Source organism: Ferrimonas sp. YIN67 (genome assembly GCF_057219095.1).
In genome coordinates, this window is the sequence record NZ_JBXVVJ010000015.1 from 1 (window position 1) to 16902 (window position 16902).

Sequence of the window (16902 nt, forward strand, 5' to 3'; positions counted from 1 at the left end):
GACCGCCTGACCGGCACTCGATGACGACGCTTTACCTGGTGCGGCGGGGCTGCTGCTGACCGCCTGACCGGCACTCGATGACGACGCTTTACCTGGTGCGGCGGGGCTGCTGCTTACCGCCTGCCCGGCACTCGATGACGACGCTTTACCTGGTTCGGCGGGGCTGCTGCTTACCGCCTGCCCGGCACTCGATGACGACGCTTTACCTGGTGCGGCGGGGCCTCCCAATTGGCTCGACAATGATGATTTATCCGGTTTCGGTGGCGCACTGGCAGGCACTGGCTTATTAGGCGTAGGCGTTACAGGTGCCGCGCCTAACTGCTTACTTAGAGATCTGTCCTCGGCCTTTGCTCGGGCACTAAAATCTTTCCCTGCTGCCGCAATGTCGGCTTTCCCTTCGGGCGTCATGCCTTGCGAAAACTTTGGCTCTGGGGACATCCCCATTTTCTGTGCCATATTCGCGCCGCCCTGGGCCATACTTGCCCCGATACTTTTTGCCCCGGCTCCTACGTTCTGAGCCATGCTGCCGCCCATTGCCTTTGCCTTCTTTGACAATGGATTATTCATAGCGGCGCCCATAATGGCATTCTGGCTCATCATGGTTGCCGCACCCATGACAGCACCGGCTGGCGTCCCAAGATCTGCATTGGAGATCAAACGACTGGTTAATATTGGCGCAAAGATAATAAAGGCCACAACAATAAAATTAAGCACGGAAAACAATAGTTGCATCCCTACTATTGTGCCCTGCCCAAAATCAGCGGCGTCAATGTTGTTAACGGACGATACAACCACCATGTTTAAGAACATAAACATAATGCATTCAATAATCGGCCACAGCAACACCAAAGCCACTTGTTTAATCCATCCCTGGATCATATCAGTTGCAGGCCGGACAGCAAACGCAACCACCCCCCAAACGATAGCCATGGCAAATAAAAGCCCATGAAACAACTTAGCTATGGCATACGCCGTCAACACGGACAAATAGCCAATCATATAGACGAACCAAATCAATGCAGAAACAAATTCTTGTATTGGCGCCCCCAACCACGAAGCCCACGTTTTATTATCGGCTGCATGTTGCTCTACATACTGCATCACTTCGACAAATGAGTTGTAAATACCTTGCAGGCTCCCGGTATCTTCAAAAAGCAAATAAAGAGCATTGAAAAATACAACAACAAGCCCCCAAACGGCCCAATACAGTGTTAAACCAACCCCAGCAATTGCAAAATCCTTTATCGCTTTCCCAAAAGATGGGCCTTCATGATTGCTCAGTTCCACCGCGATTCGATACAAAAAAGCGATAATAAGAACTGAACCACCGATCGCGGCTAAAACCTGCCCGGCCAGTTCAAAAGCATTTTCATAAAACACCGATGAATCTAACCGGGAAAATGTTTCCATCAAAAATCGTTGATGGCTATTGTTGTCATTTTCCATTACATAAGACCTTACTCATCCTTGCCCCATCGACTGCTTTTCCCGATGACTTCGTAAACGTCTGTAGAATTGAAAAAGTCGCTAACCTGCCTTTCCTTAGCCTGCTCTTTTTCAAAATGCTCATTGCTGCTACGGTGCTGTTCCTCCACCGCCAATCGAGCCAACAAAGCCGTATTTTCGGCGGTGATGCGCTGCGACTCATCAACGCTTTCATTCAATGACATACGTTCAAGATTTTCATTCGTCACCATACGGATCTCAGCCACCGTCAACTCGGCTTCGAGTGCCTGAATCTCGGTATCTAACAGACGTTGTTTTAGGGGATCCTGGGTGTTGTCCCTGTCGTTGATCCGATCGTCTATCTCCTTTTGGAGTGCATCACGAATATCAATTTCCTCGCCAATACCTGAGAGCCTAGAGATCTTGTTAAGGCTGCGGCTTACACGATCCATCGCTGCATTTAGGCTTCCATTCCGAATATCATTGGTCGCTGCGGCTCGCACTTCATCAAGCCGTTTCACTTCCTCGAAAGCCTGTTGATAGTCGTTGAAATCTTTTTGAGCATCGCGGGCTACATCGAGTTGTTCCTTAGCGACTCGCACCATTTCGATCATTTCAATCAAGATCTTGGCATTGGCGGGATCAACCACCGCCTGAGCCCCTGGTGTTAGGCATAGCCCCCCAATTAAAACCACATTAGGCAATAACTTGGTATTCATCGTTAACGTCCTTGTAAGCGACCATCGCCGCCGCACATTCATCCGGGGATCGGCCTTGCCTGGCCATGTCCCGGTACTCATCCAACATGGCCAATCTCTGAGCCAGATCATCGGTTATCGGTCCAATCACAGACTTAGCCAATAGGTCTGTGGCGTTTGAAGATGCGATCGCCAACAACGGAGCCGGAAATCGCAAAAATAGCTCGTAATAACGGCCCAAAATGGTCATCAAACCCGGTCGGTAATCCAAGTTCGCAGAGATTGGATCTGGCCATGACTGCCACCGAGCTAAAATCGGATCGGCCATCAAAAGACGTTCAGCGATCAAATGCCACTCGCTTTTCCGCCACAACAGATTGAAATAGGGGGTTTGGTTGATCACGGCACTTTCAATCACATCAATTTCAGCGGTTTCCTGTGTCACCAAATCGATCGCCGCCCCATCCTTACGGCCCATCCTTGCAATACCCGAAACCAAGTTTCGAGCCACCCCCGGCGCCTCCTTGGCCAACACATGCATTTCATCGAGCAGCACCCGCGCCTGCTTGCCAGCCATAAAGGCGTACTGAGTGAATTGCAGCCCAATAAAGACAAAGTAAAATTTCAGCAAGGTAGGCGCTTTTTGCTGCACCGGCTTTAGATTGATACCGATAAGCCCCTGCCTTAACTGCAAGTTGCCGGGTCGGTTGAACACCGCGCCCTGCTCACTGCTCAAAAAGGATTCCAGGTTATCGGCCATCATTTGAGCCGCCTTGTGCTGGGGCTCATTCACCGCGCAATCGGGATCGCGCAACTGCATCAAGAAGTGAGAAAGCAATGGTTGTTTAGGCACACTCGCCGCCACCATCTGCTCATAAGTTCGCTTCAAAGCCTGTTCTGCGACGGCCCGTTGATGAACAGTGAGCACCTCGCTATCCCCATCGAGAAGCAAGAAACTCAATGCTTCGATGGTGCCAATCACCACCGGCACCGGCAAAATTTGCTCGGCGTCCTGGTCGGCAAAACTCAGATCCGGTAACGGGTTAATGATGGTGTGCTCGGGATCAACTTCGATGTAATCCCCCCCGCAAGCTTGCACGGTCCATTCGTAACTGGTGCCAACCTCAGCGATATACCAATCAATGCCTAACGGGAAGGTTTCTAAAATCTCAACACACTTTTGAACCCCTTTCCCGGCGCCCGTCGCCGCCACCGTGATCGCATGGTTTACGGCGTCCGGGCGAAACCCTTTGGTGATCAATTCTCCGGTATTACTGATCCGCAGCATTTGGGGGCACTGCTGATCGCCCGTGCTAAATACCTGGGCGGGCCACATGTGCACCACTTGCCAATCCACATCGTCCCGCATCCACGGAGCAAAACGGCCTTGCCCTGGCTGACGTAAACGCCAAAAAGGCAACTGCATCGACTCATCAAAGCGCAGTTCGCCATTTAGGTTATTCACCCACCCGGCCACTTCATCCATAACCCGGTTAAGCTCGTTCAATGAGTCAGCCCCGACCGTCAGCACAAACAGGTTTTTAAAAACCTCGCTGCCGTCATCGAGATACATCCTAAACTCGGATTCGTGCGCCTGGGCCGATGCATTGCGCTCCTGCTCGCTCTCACTGATAAACCCCCGGCCCCGCTTACTTTTGGATACCGATCGACGATTCGCCCCGGCCTTATCGAGTCGCTGGCCAACTTGCACCAAATGGGTATAGTGCGGTAAATCGGCTAATTTGCGACTAAACCCAACGATCCCATCAGAGCCCGCATCGGGATACAGATACATCATGGCACTTTTGTAATGGGTGCCCTCGATTTGAGCACAACCCCGCTCTATCGTCGGCTTTTGCCGTATCCATTGCTCATACAAGAACACATCATCCCGAGTCAGTAAGGGCAATGCCTGGCGATCGTAATCCCGATAAATGCACTGCCCAACCAAGCGCGCCCACTGAGCTTTGTTTGCCAAACGTGCTCCTGGTAAAAGACGCAACACCGCCTCGGCAGTCTCTAACAACTGCTCGGCCCGTTTCGCTTCACCGCTTAACTGAGCCGATGCCCACCATTTACTGCGCTTGGCTTCCTTGGTTAAAACCAACACCGCGCGATTCGACATTGCGGCGCCGGCCACCGATTCCGCCATGCGCTCACGAACCCACCGACTCACTTCGTGGCATCGCACTGTGTGCGCTTCGCCATGCTCCAGGTAATCAATGGCGCGATCGATATTGGTATCCCGTATCAAGTGGTTCTCAAACACCACATCCATCGGCAATTGATTAAGGACTTTGCGCAACGAATCATATTGGCCCCCAATCTCTGAGGCTTCTAATAGGCTGCTATCAAGCCCACTCCACAAGATCGCCACCGATACGGCCCCGTCCTGGTGAACCAAGGCGTGCTCGCCCCAAAAGTTTCGCCAACTGAATAGCGACTCATACGGCCTGGTCATCGACACCCCTCCCAATCCATGAGATCACCGCAATGCCGTCTTTACGCCGCCCCTGTAGTACGAACCAAAAGGCAAATAAGCGATTATTAAACAGCGACAACGGCACGACGCAAACGCTGGCGATAACGGATACCGCCAGGAATGGCCATTGTGATTTTTGGCCCATCGATACCAGCGCCAACAACCCAAACATGGCCGCGATGATCACCGCTAACCAAAACCACAAATTCATTCCGAGAAAATGGATCTCTTTGTGTCGATGATTCAACGCTGGCATGAGCGCCCCCTTACACAAAGAATCCGGCGATCCCGTAGGCCGTGGCACTGAGCAAACCGCCCCACACCACCCCGGTCCCCCACTTTTTCGCTTCGTCGCTGTCACCGGATGCCGCCTTAAAGGCTGTCACCAAAATACCGATCACGATCATGATCCCGATGATGGTAAAGATCCAAGAAACGATATTTTCCGCCACTTCCTCGGTTTTACGCTGCACATCCTGATTGCTTGCAAAGCTCGGCAGTTCCAACTTGGTTGCATGTGCCGAAGTCGCGGCAAAACAGAACAAACCAATACACAGTTCCCTAAACATTTTCATACCTTCACCTCTTGATTAAATCTCGGTCTTTTTGCAACGCCTGGGCTTCTAGCTGGGCGCTAAAATACAACCGGATCCATTTCACAAACACCGCAATACAACCCGCCACCGTGGCGCAATTAAAAGCGATGACAACATTAAAAATCTGTCTGGTTAGCGGGGTAAGATCCGCATACCAGCGCACCCATACCTGGGCCTGCTCCTGGGATAACACCTCGATCCCCTGATACAAATACCCCCCGAAAAACAGCCTGATCTGCTCTGCCATATCCAACGCAATCGCCCGCCGTCCAAAAGCAAAATCCAGCGCCGGGACATTCAGCAACAGCAACATGACGCCGCCCACCAATAACCCCCACGCCCACAGCGCAAGCACTAATGGATCGGTCATCTTCTTAATCATCGGAATATCCCCAATCGAGATCCGCCGCCGTCAATCCCACAGGCTGCTCCCGCCGCCGTGGCGGCTCCCTTTCCTCATCCGGTCCCCGGTTTGTGGCACTCCGTGGCCCTGTAGGTTCATCGTAAAGGTGTGCCTGGTTCACCGCTTCCATGGCTCCACCGATATAGCGGTCGTATAAATGCAACGCTGGCCGTAGATCTTCCATCACAGGCTGCAACTGGGGATCCGGTTGTATCTGCTGCCATCCCTCGCTTTGCGGCAAAGGGAAATGGGTTCGATATATCCGTCGCTGTACCTGAGTCCCTTCGGTTTCCAACGTCGAGATCACCGCTTCCCCTGCGTCCAGGCTGAACAAAACATCCTTGCTGATCCGATCCCGCTCTAACGCCTGCACATTGAACATCCGGCCTCGTTCCTCGGAAAAACTGCGGCTCATTTCAATGCGCTCATAGGTGCCGATCAGTTCCTTTGATTCCCTCGCCGTGCGCTCACTGAGCACTCGAAAAATCACCTTAACGGCCACGGTATCCTCAATCTGAGTTCGGAAATCCGGGCTCAACTCAGCCAGTTGAGCAGGAGATTGAAAGGTAAAAGAGGGGGGCATTTGGGCCGACCGGCACCGGGCGGTATAGGTTGCAAATCCTTCGTGCATCATTCCGCCCCAATCATCGAAGATCTGAGCAAACAGGGGATAATTTTCCGGCCCGGTCGTTTGCCGATGACTGGCGATCCCCGCCAGTTCCTCGGCAATCATCACCGCAACCCGCTTGGAGAAATCGGACAACGGCAAATGGAAATAGACGGTTTGCCCCGCATTCACCAACTGATGCAAGCAGATATGGGGATCATAGGCATTGATCCGATCAGCCACCGAGCCAATGACAAACGGGAACAGCTTATTGATCATCCCCTTGATCTCGGCGCCCCGCTGGCCCTGATCCCGATTAAACCAATCCTCGGCTAACTTCACGGTTGCCGGATCCATGCCCTGCGCCTTGGCCATCGAGATCACCTCGATCCCGGCTTCTTGCACCGTCAAGAAAGCAAACAGGTCTCGCAGCGTGACCTTGTGCCCAACCCCACACAGAACCGGCACGAGCCGGGCCAGCACTTGAGTTTGCTCATCGGCATAGAATGTGGTCGATGCCGCCTGGCCCACCAGGGTTTTAGTCAGACGATCCAGGATCGATGCGACCGATACGCCATCCATCAGATTGATGGTGTGGCTTTCGGCAAACTCGGTAGAAAAAAGGAAATCCGGCGACACGCCACCGGCCATCAATTTCTGTAAGAGATCCCGCTGTCCCTTGCCATCAAAGTAGGCCCAACCATTCCCCTCATCGTTCAAATAGTGCAATAGCCCCATGCTGAACGATTCCGACTTGCCAGATCCGGGCGCCCCAATCGACAAGATCCCCAAAGCGATAGCGCGAGGGTCCAGCACCACCGCCCCCACCGAAATCGGTTGATCAGGGTTAGTGAGTTCAACACCTGGCCCCAATACCCACCCGACCGTGCTCAACTGCTGTTCGGATCGACGGCGCCGCACTAGGCCCCCCGCCGCAATGACACCACAGAACACCAAAACCGTCGCAGGCAATAAGCCAACCAGAACCCAAAGAACAAAGGCCCCATTAACCAGTACCAACAGTGCTAACGACCAAAGCACCCCGCTCATTCTGTCATCTCCCACAAAGGCACCAGAGCGTGATACTCAATAGGTAAACGATAACGCTCGGCGTACCGCTCCACCCGCTGCTGCTCTCGAATGGAAAACACCACCAGGCTTTGACAGGCATCCCGCCATGCCGGTAGCAGTGTTCGCCCGTTATCCACCAACCATTGCGGATCAAAGCTCTTATGAGGTTTGTGCTCACGGGTCCACGCCGATCTCAACCGGCTGATCGCCATCCCCCCATCGTCCACCACCAATAAGTGCAAGGCATTCTCAATCAAAACCGGGTGCTCAACACTGGGGGCCGGATTTAAGCCAAAGCGGTACAACTTGGGTTTAGGGGCCAAGCGGATCCGCTCCCCCTTCTCTTGTTGCAGAGCCGACAGTGCCAGATTGCGGTGGCAAATATGCTGTAAAGCTCGCACGCTGCCATCCCGGCGCGGTGCCTTTGCATCAATACGCCGGGCTCCGCGCCCCCCGAGCGTATAGATATAGGGACGGAATGACCGAATGATCTCAAAAAAACCATCATCCCGTACCGCAGCCAATCCCTTAGCCAGTTCATCACCTGACACGCCCAACAATCCGGCCATCTGTTCCTGAGTCAGTGCCCGGTACATCTGGACAGCCCGCAACGCTCGATCTAACAACTCGGCTTTCATTGGGTGATCACCTCAACATTGGCCCCAGGCTTTACGCTGGCCCTTGCCTGGCTCGGCTGCACCCACACTTGTTTATGCTGCTGCCACATAGACATTTTCCGCTTCACTTCATTGCGGTCATAGCTCCCGGCGTCGGCTTCCACCACCACCATTTCCCCCGCCTCATTAGTAAACACGGCATCGGGTAAACAGCTTTCCATTGGAAACATGAAATTAGGCCGGGGGGCCGCAATCTGGAACTGGGCATTGAATTGACGATATAGCGTTTCATCGAAACGATTAGCCACCACAAAAGACTCCGGGCGCCCTGCGTGTAAATACGCTTCGCTCACCATCGTTTCATGCAAAATGCTTCGATTGCCGATGCGCGGCTTAAAACCATCAAATACCCGCGCTACTCGCTGGCAGGAAAAGGTATATCCGGCCACTTTGCCACGCTTGCGGCAATAACTCACATGTCGCTCCAACAACCCGGCTTTAACAAGGCTTTCCAAACGCCGCTTGCCGTTATCTCCATATATAAACCGAGCCGCCTGGTCATCACTCAATATGCCCACCTTGGCCAGATCAGCAAACAGTGCCATATCACGCGAACTGAATCGTAAATGACCACAACCAAGTTCTTTTTTTAATCGGTGCTTTGCGCGTTGCAATGCACTTGCCGATCTTCCACTCGCCATCAAAAAATCCATTTAACCAAGCGAACTTATTGCAAATATATTACCACAACGAACACGCCACACAGGAGCAACAAGCAAATAGATTCGCGGCATATCCAATAATCCACAAGTGATAACTTATGACCGTATTAAATGCATAGACAAGTCAAAACACCCTTGGGAGTTAAATAAGAAATATGACTAACGCTTATTTTTTTTTCGCCGTGCGCGATGGCCAATCCTTTCCAGCATAACCAGAACCAGCAACCCCATAATTTCATACCATCGCCATGCCCCGCCGCTGGTACTGGGTTTAACCTGGGGCTGGGGATCCTGTTCAACAATCACCACATCCGCCGCTGCCACTTCGCCCACTGGCCCCTCAATTTTCACAGTGAAAGCACGATCGCCGGTATATACCCCATCCCAAACCGTGTCGATAACGACAACCTTAACCGTTTCACCGTGGGCAAAAGCCACATCCTGATCCATGGGGGTAAAACTGCCCGCTTCGGCACTGCCCGGTTGCGTGCTCAATCGCACTGACAACGGCCCATCGCTGCCTTCACTGCGCGTCAATGTCAGCGCCACCTCGGCCCCTTCATTGACTCGATAGCTTGCCGCATCCAGACTCACCACCCCCGGCAACATAGGATCCACATTGGACAAGGCCACCACCACCTCGGTTTGGCTCTCGGCCAGGCTAAGGCGGGTTGGGTATTCAAGCCGAGCCCGCACATAGCGATCCCCGTCCGACCACTGGCCATCGGCCTCAGTCGGGATCGTCAGTTCCACCTGAGACACTCCTGGGGCAAACTCAACGTAGAAGTAACCGCTGCCCTCACTTGCCTCTGGGTGATCCTCCAACCAAACCCCAACAAAGGCCCGGCCACTCACATCGCCGTCGCGGGTCAGCAGCGCCGGAATGTTCTCGCCTTCCGCCACCCGGTGCTGGCTCGCCGTCAATCGCACCCGTCCGGCCACATCCGGGCGCCGAGCATAGCTGGCAAAATACGGGCCGTGCTCAATAACGGTCGCGGTGTTATCGGTTTCCCCGGCCACGCCACACGGCATTTCTGGCGATGAAAATTGGTAAACGGCGTTCTCATACTCTGCCGCCGTCACAATACTGTGCAATCGACTACCATCATCAAGGTTACACACCGTCGCATAACTATGATCAAACATGCCGATAGCGCCAACGGCGGTGATCTGGTGCCCGCCCCCTAGCTGGTGCCCCGCCTCATGCACAATAATTTTCAACATATCCACCCATTCAAGGGACAAGTTGAGCATTGCATAGGAAGAACCCAAGCCTGTCACCCCCGCCCGTCCCCCTTCATCGGGATAAGGGTGAAACACCCATCCCATATCCGTACCCTGGGCGCGACGAAATGCATTGCACTCCTGGCAGTTCCCCCAGCCACGGCGGTCATCGCCCATTTCTATCTGGCCAAACTGATAAAGGGATTCGGGCACCAGTACCAGGCCGTGATAACGCGCCACAATATGCTCAATGCCACTGTTACGCAGGGTCAGGTTAAGCTTCTCCACTCCGTCGCGCCCCAGGGCATCGATCCGAGTCGCGCCGTACTCGGTGGCAACCGTCGTGTTAGCGTAACCATGCACATCCAGCACATAAGGATCTTCAACGGTGCCGCCACCGGGATAGCACTCCCAACCAACACATTCATCGCTGTCATCAGTGCCAGGTAAGTAAACAAAACTGCGACTCTTGGCACTCAGAGCTTGCACTGCGGGGGCAAAAAACGGGGCGCTCTCGGTCAGATCCAGGCACCCGGCATCGTGGCTATGCTCTGCCGCCGCGCCCGCTCCCACCATCCCGGCCCCAATCAAGCCAACCCCTACCACTTTCCCTACCTTGCCCATACTGCATCCCTGTTTTTACTGCGATTTTGTCTTACCTTAACTTATGTATTGCACCAGTGCAATACATAAGTTAAGACAAAAGGCCGCCCCAAAGGGCGGCCCATACCCACGATCAACACATATCGGGATTAGGGGCACAATTCGGTGCATACTCCAATTTCCAATCCCCCCAACTTCCCTCACTCGAACAAGTTGATGTTTCTTTTCCAGACATACAGGTAAATCCCCACGGGCAAGACACAGAACTTGATTTAGCGGAACCCGGCGAACACTCCCCCACTCTCTGCAAGGTCCAATTCACCTTAAAGGTCGCAGTGGTGCCATTCGCATCATCCGTAACCGTGGCCGTTGCGGTGCCGCTGCCCGACGCCATTGGCGCCAAAGCCTGGCTGATGGTGGCAATATTGCCCGTTTGCGAAACGCCGGTTCCGCTCCAGATCACGCTACAATTTCCCGCGCATTTGCTGATGTTCACCGTCGCCATCATGCTCATGGTGGCATCGTACCCGGACTTGCTCACCGTCAACTGGCCCTGTTGTCGATCACCACTTTGCCCTTCACTGGACACGGTAAAGGCCAACACATCGGCAGGCGTATCTTCCCGATCCACTCTTACTGTGGTCGTCGCGGTATTCCCAGCGTTATCGGTGGCTACTACGCTAAAGCTGGTGATCCCCTCCGGCACCGTCACAGTACGGCTCCATCGCCCGCCGCTGATCGTGGCGGCGCTACCATTAACCGTGACACTCTTAAGGCCGGAAACACTGTCGGCTACTGTGCCGCCGATGGTGACATTAGATACATCCTTGATATTGTAAGTTTCCTTATCCCGCCCGAGGCTGGGCGCGGTGTTATCCACTTTGAGCGTATAACTGCGCTGCGCACCGTTCCCGGCGCTATCGGTAGCCATGACATTGATGGTATGAGTGCCATTGCCATAGTCAGCCGTGGCAAAGCTGCGATTGACGGTATCCGCATAGCCGGTAAAGCGATCGGCACCAATGGTAAGCTCTGTGATCAATGGGCTGGCATCGGCGATGGTGGTGGCGAAACTCACCTGCCCGCGCTGCCACTGGCCATCCCCGTCCCATGCTGCGATCACCGGCACGGTATTGTCGATCCACAACTCCGCTGCACTTTGCCCCACCAGCCCCACCGAATCGGTCACGGTCCACTGGATCGCCGCCGTGCCATCGGCATATTGGCGAGTATCCAGTGCAAACTCATTGGTGTTTTGTACCTGGCCGATATGCACCCCATTAAGGCGCACATCCACGGTGTAAGGACTGATCTCAAGGATGCTGGTGGTTTGGGTGATGTAGCCTTTGAGCCACTGCTTATCGTGACTCAACGCCCCAACATCCGGCGCCGTGTTGTCAAAATTCACGGTCGCGCTTTGGCTGGCACTGCGGCCACTGGCATCAGTGACGTTAAAGCTGATCAAGCGGGCACCTTCGGCATAATCCGTGGTACGGATCCCCACCGTATCGGAGTTATTAAAGATACTGTGACGCACACCGTCGATCAGTACCTCGGTGGTGTAGTCGTTATCTTCAACGATTGGCATGTAATAGCTAAAGCTGCCTGTTTGCCAGCTATCCGCTAACGGAGCAGGCTCGATGACTGGATCAAAGTTATCGATCCACAAATCGAACTGTCGATTGCCCTGCAAGTTCACCGCATCGGTTACGTCATAGCGCAACGTGTAACGACCATCTTTCCAATCCAGGGTATTGAGCGCCACACGATCGGAATCGAACGCGCCCAACTTAATGCCGTCAATCGTTACCGTATTGGTGTACGGGCTGGCATTGTCGATCTGAGCAAACCACTCGATCTCGCCTTGCTGCCACACGCCATTTTGCGCCGATTGATAGATCTCTGGCACCGTGTTATCCATCCACATTTCCGCCGAGCGGCTGACTGACTGCCCCACGGCATCCGTCACAGTCCATTCGATCATCGCCTTACCATCGGCAAATTTCGACGTATCCAGGGCGAACTCATTACGGCCATTCAGTTGCCCAATGCTGACGCCATCGAGGCGCACATCCACGGTGTACGGGCTGTTTTCAATGATGTTTGCGGTTTGCGTGATAGTGCCTGTGATCCACTGCTGTACGTGGCTCAAGGCGCCCAATTCTGGCGGTGTATTGTCAAACCAAAGATCCGCCGAACTACGACCAACCAGGCCCACCGAATCGGTAACGGTCCATTCGATCACGGCCTTACCTTCGGCAAACTGCGTGGTATCCAACACAAATTCACTGAGGTTTTCGACCTGGCCGATATGCACCCCATTAAGGCGCACATCCACGGTGTAAGGACTGATCTCAAGGATACTGGTGGTTTGGGTGATCGTATCGCTCACCCATTGATCAGCGTGGCTCAGAGCCCCCACTTCTGGCGCGCTGTTGTCAAAGCTCACAACCGCATCCTGTGATGCACTTCGACCACTGTCATCCGTCACGTTATAGGTGATAGTCCGTGCGCCCTCGGCATAAGCCGTGGTGTTGATCATCACCGTGTCGGTATTGGTCAGATTGCTATGACGCACACCATCGATCAACACTTCGGTGGTGTAACCATTATCCTCAGTGATCGGCATGTAGAAGTTAAAGCTGCCGGTCTGCCAAGTATCCGCCAACGGGGCTAATTCAATGACCGGATCAAAGTTATCGATCCACAAATCGAACTGTCGATTGCCCTGCAAGCCCACCACATCGGTTACGTCATAGCGCAACGTGTAACGGCCATCTTTCCAATCCAGGGTATTGAGCGCCACACGATCGGAATCGAACGCGCCCAACTTAATGCCGTCAATCGTTACCGTATTGGTGTACGGGCTCGCGTTGACAATCTGAGCAAACCACTCGATCGCGCCCTGCTGCCACACGCCATTTTGCGCCGATTGATAAATCTCAGGGGCGGTATTATCAAAGAAAAAACGCTCTGACAGATCCGATTGCAAGCCCACCGAGTCAGTCGCCTGTACCAGCACCACCGCCTCACCATCGGCCACAACCTTAGAATCGATCGCTACCTGGGTGTCCATGCTGGCTTGGCCATCAAAGCGGTGTTGTTGCTCACCGTTAACGCTGATCCGCACACTCATAGGACTTGCATCAGTAACATGCAGCGGCAACATGAAGGTGCCGATCTGCCAACTGTCAGCCTTACCACTGTCGCGGATCACCGGGGCGGTATTATCAAAATGCAGGGTATCGCTACGGCTAGCTTTACGGGCCACAGAATCCACCACATCGGAGCGAACCACTCGGGCACCATCGGCAAACGCCGCCGTATTTAGCGCCACCTGTTCGCCGTCAGTTGTGATCACAGGTTGCCCATCGACCAAAACTTCATGGGTATAAGGTGAAATTTCAGTGATCGGGCGGCTAAAATCGATCACGCCAGTATGCCATTGGCCCGCCTGGGGCGAGGCTTCCAAAACCGGATCGGTATTGTCGATAAACACCGCGCCACGTTCGATCACGCTTTGCGCTACTTCATCAATCAGTTCAATCGAAACCGAGTTTTCTCCTTCGGAAAACTGTCGGGTGTCTAAAACAAAGGTGGCGCTATCACTGCCGGTACGCTCGCCCACCAACTCATTAGCCACCGTCAACGCAATACGCGCCAATCCGGTATCGTCCTGGCCGCTCACAAGGAAGTCCACAATCTCGGTGATCCAGGTGCCCAGCAATGGGGCACCATCGAGCACGGGCGGCGTGGTGTCCCACCCTTCCGGTACATCGGCGGGATCAAAGACACCGGCAACATTCATCGAAACCGCTTGCGCCCATACCCCCACCACCGTATCACCCAACGGCTTACCGAGATTGGTGTGGTAATCATTGATCGCCTCGGCAACCGCCGTTCGATAGAAATTAGCATCGAGCACTACATCACCAACCATAATCGGCCCATGCGCGCCCTGGCCATTGAGATAGCCATCAAAAGCCAGATCATGGCTCATCGCCATAAACAGCTCGACCGGCGACGTTGCCCCGAACCGCTCGGCAAGTAAGGAGTATCCCCCCAGGTAAAGCGCATGTTTATTCGCGGGTGTCAGCCCCCCGGTCATATCGCCCACCGGAGTACGCAGGGGATCAAAGCCGTAGATCTCCAAGATCCGAGTCCGAGCCCTGGCCAACGCCACAGACGGCACGACGCCCTTAGCTAACTCAAAGTCATACAGACCTACCATCACCACAGAAAGCGGAGTGAAATACTGATCCTTATTGGTTTCATAGAAATCTGTCAGAGTCGCCACGGGTTCAACCAGGGCAAACCGGGCGCCATCCAGATCCACATACTCACCGCCATTGGCCGACAAGTACAAAACGGGGTAGGTGTTTACCATTGTGAGATCACAATCACCCTGTGCGCTGGCCCCACATTCTGCCACCGCGCCGCCCAACACCGGGCTATGGTAATGATTCACCGCCAACTGGCTATCGGCAAACATCGAATCAACCAATAAACCAGGTAGATCCACATCCAACGCCAGCGGGAAAGTCAGTTCGACACTGTGCCCAACCTGATCGGTGATCGTTGCCGTAATCGTTACCTGGCTAGTCGGTGCAATGCTGTAAAACTGAGGGATAAACTCCTCTGTAAGCGGCACCAGGTACTCACCTTCGGCATTGAAGATCACCGGTTTGACCTGGCCGATCGCCACCCCATCCACCGCAACGGCATACGTCACGCTAAGATCCTTGGCTTGGGTATAGATCTGGCCAGTATCCTCGGCTTGGATCTGCAAATAACCGATCCCTTGTGCCGCCATAGCGGAGCGGGTTAACGCTACAGTCCCCAAGCGGGAATTTTCATATCCGATATAAAGCGGAACACTGCCATCGGTGGGAAATTTCACCTCAAAAACAGCCCCGGAACCATCCCGAGCCAACGCTTTAAGCGGGGTATTCCATTGCGCAGTTGGCGCCGTCAAATCGACGTTAACCGTGTGGGAAACCACTTCAGTTTGCCCCACCGCATCCTCAACGGTGACGGTCAACAAGTTAATCCCTTCATTGAGGATCAGATCCAACGCAAAATCAGGCGTGGGGAAACCGCCGGAAATGCCTTCGACATCAACGGTCAGCGGTGCAACCACATTAGAGACTTCACCAAACAAACGATGATCGGCAGTGCCAATCAGCGAATCCGAGCGGAAAAACACCCCAACCTGATGATTCGCCACATAAACGGTGTGCTCGACGTCACTCACATTGCCAAGAACGTCCGTTGCCTTCACTGTCACCGTGCCCGGTCCATCACTGAGCAGCGTCGAATCAAACCGCAACGTCGCCACGCCGTGCAAACTGCTTTCCACAGCGTGCCGATCCACCTCGACACCATTAACCCACAACGCCAGGCCGGTCACACCGATATAAGCCGATGCCTCAACATCAATTTCAGCGATACCTTCCAACAACTGACCATCGGGCGAGTTAATCGTAATAACTGGACCAGTATCGGTGATCACCACCGGCCCCTGACCGCCAAACATATCAATAGACGTTTCCGCCACGGTTTGAATGTATGGCACCGTATCGGCAACCGAAACGCCTATTCTATTAACGTTGGGATTGCCCACGACATGCAGAGCAGACTTAGCTAATTCACTCCGATACACCGCCCCGGATAGCGGTAAGTTGGCCATGGTCAACGTGACACCATCCACCACGCCATCAAGCATCCCATCGCTCAATACATCGTTATACATGACGTTTGCCACGGCAATACTGGTGTAGCTGGTGTGGGGCGCCAACCCTGCATCAATCGAAAGATCATGCGTCCACTGGCTTAATGCTGCCGATTTCAGGCCATACTTCACGCCCGCATAAAACCCGGCACTGGAATAAGTGGGATCGGTAATGTTGATCGGATAGGTGGCGACCACATCCAGCCCCAGCCACGCCGACATATCCCTATTCGCTTGGGATACGGCCACGACAGGATCCACCCCTTGCTCAACCGCCCACTTTGCTTGTGCGGCGGCTAAGTGCGTCCAGGTGGTGATCATGGCTTTTACATCGCTACCATGCTGGTAGTTATAAACCATGCGCAAATACTGGCCTTCGGTCAGGCTAATTGTCTTACCCGAGGCTTCTTCGACGTAATAGCCCCCTTCCACTTCGAGCAATATCGGGCGATCGCTGCTGGTCTGGATCTCAATTTCAAAAAAACCCTGCTCGTCGGTTACGACTGGGGCCAGGGACACCACATCCCCCTTCTTACCCGTAGAAAAATCAAACGCCTGCACCGTGCCATTGATCACCAAAGCATCCACGGCATTTCCTGAAATGGTGCCTACCGGCGGCGCATCTGGCACTTTCGTACCTCGACACCCGGCAACGGCCAACAACGTCAGCCCCACCAGGCCAACGGACAAAATCCTTTTCAT

The 16902-nt window shown here is 53.8% G+C and carries 11 protein-coding genes; all 11 read right to left on the minus strand.

The window, feature by feature from the left end:
• On the minus strand, positions 1-1446 hold a 1446-nt coding region (locus AC2D8U_RS20425; RefSeq protein ID WP_484620923.1), incomplete at its 3' end, for a hypothetical protein.
• Between the two features lie 11 nt (positions 1447-1457).
• A complete protein-coding gene (locus AC2D8U_RS20430; protein WP_484620924.1) occupies positions 1458-2165 on the minus strand; it encodes a hypothetical protein in 708 nt (235 codons plus the stop codon).
• On the minus strand, positions 2143-4521 hold the full coding sequence (locus AC2D8U_RS20435) for a hypothetical protein (RefSeq protein ID WP_484620925.1): 2379 nt from the start codon (positions 4519-4521) through the stop codon (positions 2143-2145). Before AC2D8U_RS20435 ends, AC2D8U_RS20430 begins: the two co-directional genes overlap by 23 nt.
• Positions 4522-4588: 67 nt before the next feature.
• A complete protein-coding gene (locus AC2D8U_RS20440) occupies positions 4589-4882 on the minus strand; it encodes a hypothetical protein (protein ID WP_484620926.1) in 294 nt (97 codons plus the stop codon).
• 10 nt (positions 4883-4892) lie between these two features.
• On the minus strand, positions 4893-5201 hold the full coding sequence (locus AC2D8U_RS20445; protein ID WP_484620927.1) for a TrbC/VirB2 family protein: 309 nt from the start codon (positions 5199-5201) through the stop codon (positions 4893-4895).
• 4 nt (positions 5202-5205) lie between these two features.
• Entirely contained in the window at positions 5206-5604 is a 399-nt protein-coding gene (locus AC2D8U_RS20450; protein WP_484620928.1) for a hypothetical protein, read from the minus strand.
• The gene (locus AC2D8U_RS20455; RefSeq protein ID WP_484620929.1) at positions 5597-7282 is read right to left on the minus strand and encodes a type IV secretory system conjugative DNA transfer family protein; all 1686 of its coding nucleotides are present in this window, start codon (positions 7280-7282) and stop codon (positions 5597-5599) included. Before AC2D8U_RS20455 ends, AC2D8U_RS20450 begins: the two co-directional genes overlap by 8 nt.
• Positions 7279-7941 carry a hypothetical protein gene (locus AC2D8U_RS20460; RefSeq protein WP_484620930.1) on the minus strand — a complete coding sequence of 221 codons (663 nt, stop codon included), beginning with the start codon at positions 7939-7941 and terminating at the stop codon, positions 7279-7281. Before AC2D8U_RS20460 ends, AC2D8U_RS20455 begins: the two co-directional genes overlap by 4 nt.
• The gene (locus AC2D8U_RS20465; RefSeq protein ID WP_484620931.1) at positions 7938-8633 is read right to left on the minus strand and encodes a hypothetical protein; all 696 of its coding nucleotides are present in this window, start codon (positions 8631-8633) and stop codon (positions 7938-7940) included. The genes AC2D8U_RS20460 and AC2D8U_RS20465 overlap by 4 nt, the downstream gene beginning before the upstream one ends.
• A 168-nt stretch (positions 8634-8801) precedes the next feature.
• Positions 8802-10490, minus strand: coding sequence for a Calx-beta domain-containing protein (locus tag AC2D8U_RS20470; RefSeq protein ID WP_484620932.1), 1689 nt, complete (start codon positions 10488-10490; stop codon positions 8802-8804).
• 112 nt (positions 10491-10602) lie between these two features.
• Positions 10603-16902 (minus strand): hypothetical protein, encoded by a 6300-nt coding sequence (locus tag AC2D8U_RS20475; RefSeq protein WP_484620933.1) that lies wholly within the window; start codon positions 16900-16902, stop codon positions 10603-10605.

Bases quoted from the DNA above. Each gene is read 5' to 3' on its own strand.
- AC2D8U_RS20445 (WP_484620927.1), bottom strand. From the start codon at position 5,201: ATGAAAATGTTTAGGGAACTGTGTATTGGTTTGTTCTGTTTTGCCGCG.
- AC2D8U_RS20440 (WP_484620926.1), bottom strand. From the start codon at position 4,882: ATGCCAGCGTTGAATCATCGACACAAAGAGATCCATTTTCTCGGAATG.
- AC2D8U_RS20470 (WP_484620932.1), bottom strand. From the start codon at position 10,490: ATGGGCAAGGTAGGGAAAGTGGTAGGGGTTGGCTTGATTGGGGCCGGG.
- AC2D8U_RS20460 (WP_484620930.1), bottom strand. From the start codon at position 7,941: ATGAAAGCCGAGTTGTTAGATCGAGCGTTGCGGGCTGTCCAGATGTAC.
- AC2D8U_RS20430 (WP_484620924.1), bottom strand. From the start codon at position 2,165: ATGAATACCAAGTTATTGCCTAATGTGGTTTTAATTGGGGGGCTATGC.
- AC2D8U_RS20465 (WP_484620931.1), bottom strand. From the start codon at position 8,633: ATGGATTTTTTGATGGCGAGTGGAAGATCGGCAAGTGCATTGCAACGC.
- AC2D8U_RS20475 (WP_484620933.1), bottom strand. From the start codon at position 16,902: ATGAAAAGGATTTTGTCCGTTGGCCTGGTGGGGCTGACGTTGTTGGCC.
- AC2D8U_RS20450 (WP_484620928.1), bottom strand. From the start codon at position 5,604: ATGATTAAGAAGATGACCGATCCATTAGTGCTTGCGCTGTGGGCGTGG.
- AC2D8U_RS20455 (WP_484620929.1), bottom strand. From the start codon at position 7,282: ATGAGCGGGGTGCTTTGGTCGTTAGCACTGTTGGTACTGGTTAATGGG.